This is a genomic window from Rhodococcus wratislaviensis, from assembly GCF_900455735.1.
In the GTDB taxonomy this organism is placed as follows: domain Bacteria; phylum Actinomycetota; class Actinomycetes; order Mycobacteriales; family Mycobacteriaceae; genus Rhodococcus_F; species Rhodococcus_F wratislaviensis.
Map to the genome: position 1 here is coordinate 308,240 of NZ_UAUI01000025.1, position 12,928 is coordinate 321,167.

Below are 12,928 nucleotides of genomic sequence, written 5' to 3' on the forward strand. Positions count from 1 at the left end.
TTGCCACTCACCTGCGGAGTGGGCGTCCCGAGTCGGTGGGTTGTGGTAAGTCTGAGCCGACCGGAGTTGGGGAGCGAAGGGAGGCCACGTGCTCGTACTGCATCGCGCCGAGCGTTCCACCACTCTCGCGTCGGCTCTCGGCGACGTGCTCGCGACCCCGCTGTCCGATCCGTTCGGCCGGGAGGTCGTGGCTGTCCCGGCGAAGGGGGTGGAGCGCTGGCTCACCCAGCGACTCTCGACCGCGCTCGGTTCCCGGCCCGGCGTCGGCGACGGCGTCGCCGCGAACATCGACTTCCCGTCACCGGCCCGGCTCGTCGACGAGTGCCTCGCCGCCGCCACCGGAGTGTCCGCCGACGACGACCCGTGGAATCCGTCCCGGGTGCTGTGGGCGTTGCTCGGCGTCGTCGACGACTGCCTCGGTGAGCCCTGGTGTGCCGTCCTCGCGAAGCATCTCGGGCACGGCCTCCCGGACCGCGACCCGGACGATCACCGGCCGGGCCGGCGCTACGCCACCGCGTCACACCTCACCGATCTGTTCCGGAGTTACGCCGCACAGCGGCCGGCGATGCTGGTCGACTGGGCCGGCGGTCGCGACACCGACGGTGCGGGCGGTCCCCTCGACGACGACCTTCTCTGGCAGGCCGAACTGTGGCGACGGCTGCGGGAGCGGGTCGGCAGTCCCGCTCCCGCCGAGCGCCTCGACTCCGCCTGCGCCCGGCTGCGCGCGGAACCGGATCTCGTCGAACTCCCCGCCCGACTGTCGCTGTTCGGCCCGACGCGCCTCGCGACCGATCAGATCGCCGTCCTCGCCGCCCTCGCCGTCAATCGTGATGTGCACCTGTGGCTTCCGCATCCGAGTCCCGCCATGTGGTCGTCGCTGTCGACGACGGAGGGCGTCCTCGCACGGGCGGACGACCACACCGCACTGTCCGTCGCGCACCCGCTGCTGTCGAGCCTGGCGCGGGACGTTCGCGAACTCGAGTCGAGGCTGACCCGTCTCGACGTCGACGACATCCACCACGAGGGACCCGCACCCCGCGACTCGCTGCTGGGGTGCCTGCAGGCGGATGTCCGGGACGACCGGGCGCCCGCGCTCGCCGAGTGCACTGCCGACGCGTCCGTCCAGGTCCACGCGTGCCACGGACCGGCCCGCCAGGTGGAGGTGCTGCGCGAATGCCTCCTGCATCTCTTCGAGGACGATCCGACTCTCGAGCCGCGCGACGTGCTCGTCATGTGCCCCGACGTCGAGTCGTACGCCCCGCTGATCCGGGCCGCGTTCGGGCAGGACGTGCTCGGGCATCCCGGCCATCGTCTGCGGGTCCGGCTCGCCGATCGTGCCCTGCACCAGACCAATCCGGTTCTCGCCGTGGTGTCGACTCTCCTCGAACTCGCCGACGCGAGGGTGACGGCGAGTCAGGTCCTGGACCTGTCGGCGGCCGCGCCGGTGCGCAGGCGGTTCCGGTTCGGCGACGACGACCTCGAACGGGTCCGGGAGTGGGCGACCGCGACGGGCGCCCGCTGGGGAATCGGGCCGCGGCAGCGCGCGTCGTTCGGTCTCGGCGACTTCCCGCAGAACACGTTCACCACCGCGCTCGACCGCATCCTGCTCGGCGCCGCGGCCGACGAGTCGGAGGGCGAATGGCTCGCCTTGGCGCTTCCGCTCGACGACGTCGACAGCAACGACATCGACCTCACCGGGCGGCTGGCCGAATTCGTCGACCGGCTCGACGTCGCGCTGCGCGGGCTCGGCGGGCCGCAGTCGGTCGCAGAGTGGTCGAGCGCGCTGACCCGGGCGCTCGACCTCCTCGTCGACGTCAGCGCCGCCGACACGTGGCAACTCGCGCAGGCGCGAAGAGAACTCGGGGCGGCGATGGAACACGGCGGCGACGCGCTCCTGCGACTGTCGGACGTGCGCGCCATGCTGGCCACCCGGCTCGCGGGCCGTCCCACCCGCGCGAACTTCCGCACGGGCGAGCTGACGGTGTGCACCATGGTGCCGATGCGGTCGGTGCCGCACCGCGTTGTCGTTCTCCTCGGTCTCGACGACGAGGTGTTCCCACGCGGGGTGAGCGTGGACGGCGACGATGTTCTGGCCCGTAATCCCCTTCTCGGTGAACGTGATCCGCGCAGCGAGGATCGGCAGTTGCTGCTCGACGCCGTGATGTCGGCGAGTGAGAAACTCCTGCTGTTCTACACGGGCGCCGACCCCGTCACCGGTATGGCGCGACCGCCGGCGATCCCGCTGTCCGAGCTGCTCGACGCGGTGGCGGCCACCGTCGGGAGCGATGCCCTCCCCGGCATCGTGACCCGGCATCCGTTGCAGCCGTTCGATGCACGCAACTTCCGGCCCGAGCACCCGTTCAGTTTCGACCGTGCGGCGCTGGCCGGTGCCCGCGCGGCGCAGCACCCGCCCGAACCCGAGCCCGCATTCCTGCCGGCGCCGTTGGTGCCGCCGCAGCGCGAGGACGTCGATCTCGCCGACCTCATCGCGTTCCTGGTGCACCCGACGCAGGCGTTTCTGCGGCAACGGCTCGGGTTGCGGGTCCCCGACGTGGACGAGGACCTCGCCGACGCACTGGAGGTGTCGCCCGATCCGCTGGCCCGGTGGGATCTCGGCCAGAGGATGCTCGTCGCGAGGCTGGCGGGAGTCGAACTGGCCGACTTCCGCGCCGCGGAGTGGCGCCGAGGGACGTTGCCGCCGTTCAAGTTGGGGGAGTCGGTGCTCGGTGGAATCGAGCACGCGGTCGAGTCGCTCGTCGCCGTCAGCGGGTCCGTGCACGTCGGCCGGGCGGAGACCGTGGACGTCGATGTCGATCTCGGCTCCGGACGGCGCCTCACCGGGACCGTCGGCGGTGTGCACGGATCGGTGATCGCGAGCACCACGTATTCGAAGTTGGGGCCGAAACAGCGCCTCACCGCCTGGGTGCAGTTGCTGGCCGTCGCGGCGTCCGACAACGAGACCGAGTGGACTGCCGTCACGACCGGCCGCGGCGCGTACAGCCGTCCGGCGTGGCGCTCGACCCTCACCGCACCCGAGAACGCAGCGGAGGAGTTGGTGCGGCTCGTCGAACTGCGCGATCTGGGGTTGCACGCGCCGTTGCCGATCGCCACGGGCGCGTCGGCGGCGTATGCCGAACGACGCCACGGCGGCAGCAGCATGGAGGACGCGATCGCGGCGGCCCGGAAGGAATGGAGCAGTGATTTCGGTGACTCACGCGACCGGCACATCACGTACGTGTACGGGTCCTCACCGGGCATCGACGTACTCGGCGACACGGTGACCATCGAGAATTACGCCCGGCAACTGTGGGCGCCGCTGCTCGCCGCCGAGACGTTGGCGCAGCCGTGACCGGCGCGCGCGGCTTCGACCTCCTCGGTCCGCTGCCGGAGGGTACGACTGTGCTCGAGGCGAGCGCCGGTACCGGCAAGACGTACGCGATCGTCGGCCTGGCCGCCCGATTCGTCGCCGAGGGGGGCGTGGACCTGTCGCAGCTGTTGCTGGTGACGTTCAGCCGGGCGGCGACGCAGGAGCTGCGTGAGCGCACCCGTGAGCGATTCGGTTCCGCCGCAGCCGCATTGGCCGATCCCGCGGCGGCGCGACTGAGCGCGGATCACGTGATCCGGCATCTCGCGGAGGCCGACCCCGAGGAGGTGACGTTGCGGCGCAGGCGCCTGCTGCAAGCCCTGTCGGACTTCGACGCCGCCACCATCGTGACCACCCACAGCTTCTGTCAGCGCATGCTCGACGGGCTCGGCATCGCGGGCGAGCGCGACCCCGACGCGGTGCTGGTCGAGGCCGCCGACGACCTCACGACGGAGGTGATCGCCGACCTGTACCTGCGGGCCTACAGTCGCGTCGAGGTCGCGCCGTTCACTCCGGCGGAGGCCACCGCGGCCGCCCGGGCCGCCATCTTCGACCCGCAGGCCGTGCTCGCCCCGGAAGATGCGCGGGGCACCCCTGCCGGGGATCGGGTGGCGTTCGCCGAGGCGGTGCGCGCCGAAGTCGAGCGGCGCAAACGCGCGGTGGGTCTGCGTGACTTCGACGATCTCCCGATGCTCCTCCATCGTGTCCTCAGCGATCCCGAGCACGGTGCGGCGGCCTGCCGGCGGGTCCGCGACCGCTACGGCGTCGTGCTCGTCGACGAGTTCCAGGACACCGACCCGCTGCAATGGGACATTCTGCGCCGAACATTCCACGGCAGCGGAACGCTGGTGCTCGTCGGCGATCCGAAGCAGGCCATCTACGCGTTCCGCGGTGCGGAGGTGCTCAGCTATCTGGACGCGGTGCGGTCCGCCGACCGTCACCAGGAGTTGACCACCAACTGGCGCAGCGATCAGGAACTCCTCGACGGCCTCGAATATCTGCACGGCGGCGCGGCGCTCGGGCATCCCGAGATCGTGGTGCACCGCGTCGACGGTGCGAGACCGAAGTCGCGTCTGACGGGGGCCGTGCCGCTGCGGCTGCGGTATCTGCCGAGGACCGGCGCCGGGCCGATCAACAAGTCGGGATACCCCGCGGTGGGGCCGCTCCGGAAGCGGATCGCGGCAGATCTCGCCGCCGACATCGTCGCCCTCCTCGACGGCGGCGCGACACTCGACGTCGGGGGGAGCATCCGACTCGTCGAACCCGGCGACATCGCCGTCCTGGTCCGCACCAACGCGCAGATCACGCTGGTCCACGACGCCCTCGACCGGGCGGGTGTGCCGTCCGTGCTCGCCGGCGGCGCCAGCGTCTTCACGACTCCGGCGGCGCAGCACTGGCTGTGGATCCTGCAGGCCATCGAGCAACCGCACCGTTCCGACCGGGTGCGGCTGGCCGCGCTCACCCCGCTGCTCGGACATACGGCCGAGGAACTCGACGCCCGAGGTGACGACATCGTTGCCGAGGTGGGCGGGCAACTCCGGGAACTCGGCGCGGTGTTCGCGCTGTCCGGTTTCGCGGCGCTGTTCGAACGACTGTCCGCGGTCGGCGCGCTGGAGGCGCGACTGCTTCGGGTGGCGGCGGGCGAGCGGGCGCTGACCGATCTCCGGCACGTGGCGCAGTTGCTCAACAGTGCCGCCGTCGAGCAGTCGCTCGGTCTGACGGCCGTCACCCGCTGGCTCACCGAGCGCATGAAGGATCCGTCCTCGGGCGGGGTGGATCGCAGTCGACGCCTCGACAGTGACGCCGCGGCGGTGCAGATCGCGACCGTTCACGCCAGCAAGGGCCTCGAATTCCCGCTCGTCTACCTGCCGTACGCCTGGGACGCCGCCAAGATCTCGAAACCGAGCAAACTGCTGCTGCACGACGACGACGGGCGACGCATCCTCGACGTCGGTGGTCCCGGCAGCCCCGGCTACGCGGACCGCCGGAACCGGCACGACGCCGAAGAGGCGGGGGAGGAGTTGCGGCTGCTGTACGTCGCGCTGACCCGGGCGATGTGCGGGCTCGTGGTGTGGTGGGCGCCGGCGTTCACGACGGCGGGCGCACCGCTGCACCGGATGATCCTGGGGCGGCAGCCCGGGCAGCGGGAGGTCCCGCAGAAGGTCACCGTTCCCGAGGATCCGGTTGTCGCGGAACGGTTGTCCGCGTGGGGTACGGCGGCACCCGAGACGGTGACCGTCGAGGCGGTGGGTTCCGACCCGATCGTTCGGGTCGGATGGACACCGCAGCGTGAGCCCAGCGGAGACCTCGAAGCCGCTCGCTTCCGGCGGCTGCTCGACACGCGCTGGCGTCGCACGTCGTATTCGGCGTTGACCGCGTCCGCGCACGACGCGCCCGCGGTGGGCAGCGAGGCCGAGGTCGAGGAGAAGACGGACGAACCGGCCGAACCTCCATTGCACGCGCCGGCCGACCTCACTGCGGGGGTGCCGTCGACGATGAACGAACTGCCCGGCGGCGCGGCGTTCGGCACGCTCGTGCACGCCGTCTTCGAGATCGTCGACACCGCGGCACCCGACCTGGATGCAGAAGTCCTGCGGTGCTGCCGCGACGTGATCGCGTCGACCCTGTCGGACATCGACCCCGCCCAGCTGGCGACGGCGCTCGTGCCCGTGCTGCGCACTCCGCTCGGCGCGGGGCCCGAGCCGACACTCGCCGACATCGCCCCCGCAGACCTGCTGGCGGAACTCGACTTCGAACTGCCGCTCGCCGGCGGCGACACACCGTCGCTCACCGTGATGCTCGACGGAATCGGCAGGCTGCTGCGCAGTCACCTTCCCGTCGACGATTCGTTGCGGTCGTACGCCGATGCCGTGCAGACACTCGAACCGACCCCGCTGCGCGGATACCTCACCGGCAGCATCGACGCCGTGCTGCGACTGCCCGGACCGCGGTACGTCGTGGTCGACTACAAGACCAATCGCCTCGCGCAGGGCGACCTGACCACCGCGCACTACACCAGCGAGAGGATGGCCGCCGAAATGCTGCGGGCGCACTATCCGCTGCAGGCGTTGCTGTATTCCGTTGCGTTGCACCGCTACCTGCGCTGGCGGCAGCCGGACTACGATCCCGCGGTGCACCTCGGTGGTGTCCAGTATCTGTTCGTTCGCGGAATGGTCGGCCCCGACACCCCACCGGGCTGTGGAGTCTTCGACTGGGCGCCGCCCGCCGCACTGATCGCCGAGCTGTCCGATCTGCTGTCCGGGTCGGCCTCCGAGCACGGGGGGACCCGATGACCGAGGTGCAGGTGGCGCAGCGCGGCAAGGGGATGCTGCGGGTCTTCAACGAGGCCGGTGTGCTGGCCGCCGCGGACGTGCACGTCGCGTTGCGGTTGTCGGCGCTCGGCGGCGAATCCTCGGAAGACGTCGTCCTGGCGACCGCGCTGGCGGTGCGCGCGGTGCGGTCCGGTTCGGTGTGCCTCGACCTCACGCGGATCCGCGAAGTGACCGTCGACGAGGAGTCCGAAGTCGATCTCGACGCGCTGCCCTGGCCGGACGACGGCACCGTCGTCGAGGCACTGCGGCGGAGTCCGCTGGTCACGGGCGGTTCGGCCGGACCGCTGCGACCGCTGCGGCTCGTCGACACCGCCGAGGGCGGGCTGCTCTACCTCGACCGGTACTTCCGGCAGGAAGCGACCATCCGGCGGGTACTCGACCAGCGCGCCGTCGGGTATCCCCTCGTCGACGAGCAGTCGCTGCGGGAGGGGCTGGACGTGTTGTTCCGCGACCAGCACGACCACGGGGCGCCGTCTCCGTCGCCGGATCGGCAGCGGATCGCCGCCGCGGTCGCCGCCACACAGTGGACGTCGGTGGTGGTCGGCGGACCCGGAACAGGTAAGACGCACACTGTCGCCCGGGTGCTGGCGCTGCTGATCAGACAGCCCGGGCCGGGGCTGCGTATCGCGCTCGCCGCACCCACCGGGAAGGCAGCGGCGCGATTGCAGGAGTCGGTCCGCGAGCAGTCCGACGCACTCGGGTTGCCGTCCGACCTGACTGCGATGACGCTGCATCGGCTGCTGGGCTGGCAGCGCGGACGCGGCAGCCGGTTCCGCTACAACGCGAACAATCACCTGCCCTACGACGCGATCGTGGTCGACGAGACGTCGATGGTGTCGCTGACGATGATGTGCCGGCTCCTCGAAGCGGTCCGCCCGGACACTCGGCTGGTGCTCGTCGGCGACCCCGATCAGCTGACGTCCGTCGACGCGGGCGCGGTCCTGGCCGATCTCGTGGCCCGGCCGGTGACGGGAACCGAGAATCCGGTGCTCACCAGGATCGTCGGCGACGACCTCGAGGCCGCCGACGACCCGCTCGAGGCCGCCTTGAGTGCGGGAGAACGGGACAGAGTGCGAGGCGGTGTGGTCCGGCTCAGCCGCGGGCGTCGGTTCGGCGGCGGCATCGCTCAACTGGCTGTCGCGGTGCGGAACGGCGAACCGGACGAGGTCATGAAGATCCTGTCGAGCGGTGCCCCCGAGGTGTCGTTCCACGGTCCGGAAGACCTGGACGCACTGCGGGCGGACGTGGTGGGGACGGCTGCCGCGGTCACCGGGTCCGCGGAATCCGGCGATGCCTTTGCTGCCCTTCGGTATTCGGAGGAGCACCGGCTGTTGTGCGCGCACCGGGAAGGTCCGTACGGCGTGCAGCGGTGGGCGCGGCAGGCGATGGAGTGGATAGGGGAGGCGACGGGGCAGCGGCTGAACCCGGATCGTTGGTATCCGGGCCAGCCGCTGATGGTGACTGCCAATGATCACGAAACGAAGATCTACAACGGCGACACCGGGGTGATCGTGCGCCGCGACGACGACGAACTCGTCGCCGCCTTCGTGCGCGGCAGCGAACCGTTCCTGTTGCACCCGACGCATCTGTCCGCCGTGCAGACGGTGTACGCGATGACGATTCACCGCAGTCAGGGCAGCCAGTACGACACGGTGTCCGTGGTACTTCCCGGCGAGGCGTCGTCGCTGCTGACTCGCGAATTGCTGTACACCGCGATCACCCGGGCACGGCAGCACGTGCGGATCATCGGTTCCGAGGATGCAGTGCGGGCGGGAGTGCAACGCCGGGTGCTGCGGGCGAGTGGGCTCCGGAGGGCGATTCCGTAGCCCGGCTCCGCCGGTAAGCGATCACGACCGCCAGCGTTGCCGACACGAAGACGACCTGCAGGAGTGTCCGGGGGATCAGGGCTTCGAACGGTCCCGTCGAGAGTCCCTCCACGGCGGCGTACACGTTCGCCGGGAACATCACGATGAGCAGGGCGGTGAGGCAGCCCGCCGCCCACGGCGCAATGCGTCGTATCAGCAGCCCCGCGGCGCCGGCCAGTTCGAGTAGACCGGTCACGGTCACCAGCAGCCCGGGATTCGGCAGCGACGGCGGGACCATGGCAACGAGTTCCGCACGCATCCCGACGAAGTGGGCCATGCCGGTCAGGGTGAACATGGCCGCGAGGCCGCCCCGCAGGGCGACGGGCCACGGCCGCAGCCGGCGCACACCAGCCGCGCCCGCGACGAGGAGTGCCAGAGTGACGGCAACGAGGGCGATCAAGGGTTCCATGGTCCTTCTCCTGAATCGATCACTGTTCGTGGGTGGTGGTGCTGCGGGACAGCCGGTCTCGGGCGCGGCTGAACTTCTGCGCGACGGACACACGTGCGGTGGCACGAGCGAGGCCCATCGCCGGCGTGCCGACGTAGATCGACTCGGCGCGGTCCACCGGATAGGTCTCGTGCCAGACGCCGACCGCACCGGGTGCCTTGCGGGCCCGCCGGTTGAATGCGGCCCAGGCCGGACGATGCGTCGCTCGGCTGTCACTGGCGTAGGCGTACAGCTTGTCGACGGAGTTCCAGTACTGGATCACTGTCGGGCCGCGCCCCTCGAACGTCAGGCGGTAGCCCATCAGGCCTGAATCCGGGTCCTCGGACAGTTCGCGCAGCATCCTCGGCATGGCGAGGAAGGTGGGCAGCCAGAGGTCCGGTCGCCAGGGTCGGTTGATGGTCATCCCGATCAGGAAGACCACCAGTTCTCCGTCGTAGTGGTGCGTCGAACGGGCGGGTTCGATCGTCGTCATCGGATGCCTCCCAATGTTGGATACCGATACTATCTAATAATGGATAGTGGTGGTATCTAATGTCAAGGGGTGTGGGCATGAAAAACCCGGGCCGCGCAGTGCGCGGCCCGGGTGAATGGGTCAGGAGTGGGCTACGGCGCCGGAGCGGGCGGTGCCGGTGTCGGTGTCACCGGGACGACCGACGCGAGTGCGCGCTCGTGGGCCTCGGTGGACCATTCGGGCTCGGTCGTGATGTTCATGTCCCCGACGATCGTGCCGAAGATGTCGATGTCCGTGCTGTACAAGATCACCGCGTTGCGCTGCGAATCCGTGAAGTTCGTGCCGGTGATGTTCGCGTCGCTCAGATCGGCGTACGACAGATTCGCGGCAGCGAAGTTGGTGCCGGTGAGATTCGCCCGTTTCATGTTCGCCCCCGACAGGTCGGCGAAGCTCAGGTTCAGGCCGGCCAGATTCGCGGCACTCAGATCGGCGCCGGGGCACGTCGTGCGATCGTCGGGATTCGGATTCGCCACAATTCTGCAGCCGTTGATCTCGGTGAGGACGTCCGCCGCGGCCGTTGCGGCGCCCGCGGTGAGTGCGGCACCCCCGGCCAGCGCGACCGCGCCCAGTGTCAGAGCCCTGAAATGTGTCCTGCTCATGCGGGACTGCCCCCTCGCGTAGAACCTCAACCGTCATCGCCGAACTTAGTGCCGAGCGCCCTGCGCCGCACGGGGAATGGCGACACCTGCACGTCGGATGAGGCGTCGCGGGACGCACACGCACCCCTTCTCTGCAGACGCACCCGTTCTCGGGCCCGAAACGGGGTGCGTGGGCACAGAAGGGGTGCGTGTGCGGGCACGGCGCGGCGGTGCTGCCGGAGCGGCGGGCGCGGCGGGCGCGGGCAGAAATACCTTCGCACCCCTTCTCGGCAGGCGCACCCGTTCTCGGGCCCGAAACGGGGTGCGTCCACACACAAGAGGTGCGTGTGCGGGCGCGGAGCGCCGGTGACCGATTACTCGCAGGCGATGCCGTCGTTGTCGCGGTCGAGGTGCGGAGCGTAACCGTCCTGGCCGCGGTAGATCGGCGTCACGCCGGCATTGCGGGCCTCGGTGCAGTTCTTGTATCCCGTCCGCGGTGCGGGTGCCGGGGGTGCCGGAGCCGCCTGCGGTGTGGGGGCTGCCTGGGGCGCCGGGGCGACCTGCGGTGCGGGTGCCGGTGCTGCCGGGGCGGCGGGCGCGGGCGGCAGGAGGGGGTTCACGGCGTCGGCCGAACCGCTGGGAATCAGGGACGCAATCTCCGGGGGAAGGAAATCGAAGATCGTCGCCGCCTGCGCGGAGGGCGCGGCCGCCATAGAAATGGCGGCACATCCGAGGACGCCGAGAATTAACCGTCGAGCTTTCATGCTTACCTCGTTCAGGGGTGGGGTAGGGCTTCCACGGAATGGTCGGGAAATGCCACGACGGGCGATCCATTCGGTGTGACGAGAATAGTAGCCAATTCGAAAGCTGTTGAGGCGCAATGATCCTCTGTGTCATTCACTCGAATGACACAACCCTCGACCTGTACTTGAACAAAAAACTACCGAGGAATTCAGATCGGGCACGATATGTGCCGAAGATTTCCGTGTCGTCGATCAGAACGACGAGAACCGGGCTCTATAGTCGCTCTGTGCTGTCATCTGCCTCCTCGACCATGACCCGGCCGGTGCGATTGCCGACGGGACACCGCTGGGTAGTCGTGGACGTCGAGACCTCCGGTCTGCGTTCGTCCACGCACAGAGTGCTCAGCGTCGCGGCGTTGGCGTTGCGTGAAGACGGTTCGGTGGAGCGCGAATTGGTGACGCTACTCAACCCGGGCTGCGACCCGGGACCGGTCCATATCCACAATCTCACGGCGCAGCGTCTGGCGGGGGCTCCTCGTTTCGAAGAGGTCGCGAAAGATCTGCTCGAGCTTCTCGACGGTCGGACCCTGGTCGCGCACAACGCGTCATTCGATTACGGCTTCCTCGACGCCGAGGTGCGACGGGCAGGGATGACGATGCCGACACGGCAGAGGCTCTGCACCCTTGCCCTGTCCCGCCGCCTCGAGATCGACGTCCCCAACCACAAGTTGTCCACTCTGGCCGCTCACTGGAAGGTTCGTCAGAACCGGGCTCACGACGCCTACGACGACGCCCTCGTGCTGACGGAGGTCTTCGCGCACAGCGCCTCGCTGGCCGAGTCACTCAGACTTCCTCTGCCGGTCGTCGGCTGCGCCGATCGGCGAGCGGTGTACCCCGATCGGGTTCCGCGCGTGGAGTCTCCGTGGCGGAATCCGGGTCGGCTGGATCCGGGGGTAGGACTGGTCCAGGGCATGAAACTGGTCATCAGCGGCAGCATGGATGTTCCCCGTCTTGCACTCGCCGCACGTCTGACCGACGCCGGCCTGGACGTCATGAATTCGGTCAGCCGTCAGACGAGTGTCGTCGTCTGCAACGACCCGCACTCGTCGAGTGCGAAGGTGCGCCGCGCGGTGGCTGACGGGATTCCTGTCCTGACCGAGCGGCAGCTCGGCGAGATGTTGCTGCACGTGACACCGGGTGAGCCGAAGGCGGCCGCGGCACCCTCCGAAGTTCAGCAGCCTCGACCTGCGACAACGATCGCTCCCACCAAGCCTTGGCACGGCAGAAGAGTGCTGATCGTCGGTGGCTCGCATTCGGACTCCGTTCTGATGCGCTCCCGCATCGTGCAACTGGGCGCCAAGCCGTCGGTCAACCTCTCCGCGGGAGTCACCGATGTCCTCGTTCTCGACGGTGGCGAACTCGATCCCCGCATGGACCGAGTGTCGGCCCGACAGCTGCCGCTGCTCACCGCCGCCGATGTGAACTCCGCACTCGAACCGGCGGTACCACCCGAGCGGGTGGCGCCCCTCGAGCCGATCCGGCCGCCGTCCCAATGGGTTGCGCCGTTGCTCGCTCGCGGAGAGGTGATCGACCTGCCACCACAGACGGCATCGCTCACGGTCAACGCGTCTTGGCGCGCCCACACCGAGGACGATGCGTTCGACGTGGATGTGGTTGCTCTTCTTCTCGGCGAAGACGGCCGGGTCGGCTGCGACGACGACTTTCTCTTCTACAACTCGCCGACGAGTTCGGACGGCACCGTGGAACTATCCTGCGACGGCAGCAGCGAGCAAGGCGTGCGGATCGAATTGGCTGCCCTGCACTCCGACTACCAGTGCGTGTCCGTATCGGCGGCGATCGGCGGCGATCGGACCTTCGGTGAACTCGGTCCGATCTCGGTGACCGTGGACGCTCCGGACCACACAATCGCATCGTTCGTACTGGACGCCGGCACGACGGAACGGACGATGCATTTCGCCGAGATCTATCGACGCGCCGGGCGGTGGCGTCTCCGGGCGGTGGGTCAGGGGTACGAATACGATCTCGCGACGCTCGCCACCGAGTACGGGGTGACGGTCGACGACTGA

8 protein-coding genes are annotated in these 12,928 nt (G+C 69.4%); 4 read left to right on the forward strand and 4 right to left on the reverse strand.

Annotated features, from left to right (window positions below; genetic code table 11):
- The first annotated feature begins 88 nt into the window (after positions 1–88).
- From recC to recD, 3 genes are read left to right on the forward strand one after another with little or no spacing between them, the layout of a single operon-like run.
- Complete coding sequence (recC, locus tag DTA22_RS30225; protein WP_112301869.1) at positions 89–3,349, forward strand: exodeoxyribonuclease V subunit gamma; 3,261 nt, start codon at positions 89–91, stop codon at positions 3,347–3,349.
- Positions 3,307–6,657: a UvrD-helicase domain-containing protein gene (locus DTA22_RS30230; protein WP_112301870.1), complete on the forward strand. Its 3,351-nt coding sequence runs from the start codon at positions 3,307–3,309 to the stop codon at positions 6,655–6,657. The genes recC and DTA22_RS30230 overlap by 43 nt, the downstream gene beginning before the upstream one ends.
- Positions 6,654–8,522 carry an exodeoxyribonuclease V subunit alpha gene (gene recD, locus DTA22_RS30235; protein ID WP_112301871.1) on the forward strand — a complete coding sequence of 623 codons (1,869 nt, stop codon included), beginning with the start codon at positions 6,654–6,656 and terminating at the stop codon, positions 8,520–8,522. Before DTA22_RS30230 ends, recD begins: the two co-directional genes overlap by 4 nt.
- On the opposite strand, the gene DTA22_RS30240 is transcribed toward recD, so the two are convergent.
- From DTA22_RS30240 to DTA22_RS30255, 4 genes are all read right to left on the reverse strand, one after another.
- A complete protein-coding gene (locus tag DTA22_RS30240; RefSeq protein ID WP_112301872.1) occupies positions 8,440–8,970 on the reverse strand; it encodes a DoxX family protein in 531 nt (176 codons plus the stop codon). The two genes, recD and DTA22_RS30240, sit on opposite strands and share 83 nt — an antisense overlap.
- Positions 8,971–8,989: 19 nt before the next feature.
- A complete protein-coding gene (locus tag DTA22_RS30245; RefSeq protein WP_112301873.1) occupies positions 8,990–9,481 on the reverse strand; it encodes a DUF4188 domain-containing protein in 492 nt (163 codons plus the stop codon).
- A 131-nt stretch (positions 9,482–9,612) separates the two neighbouring features.
- A complete protein-coding gene (locus DTA22_RS30250; RefSeq protein WP_112301874.1) occupies positions 9,613–10,119 on the reverse strand; it encodes a pentapeptide repeat-containing protein in 507 nt (168 codons plus the stop codon).
- Between the two features lie 353 nt (positions 10,120–10,472).
- Positions 10,473–10,862: an excalibur calcium-binding domain-containing protein gene (locus DTA22_RS30255; protein ID WP_112301875.1), complete on the reverse strand. Its 390-nt coding sequence runs from the start codon at positions 10,860–10,862 to the stop codon at positions 10,473–10,475.
- Positions 10,863–11,152: 290 nt separating this feature from the next.
- Between DTA22_RS30255 and DTA22_RS30260 the strand changes: the two genes are divergently transcribed.
- Positions 11,153–12,928, forward strand: a complete 1,776-nt coding sequence (locus tag DTA22_RS30260; RefSeq protein ID WP_112301876.1) for a TerD family protein — start codon at positions 11,153–11,155, stop codon at positions 12,926–12,928.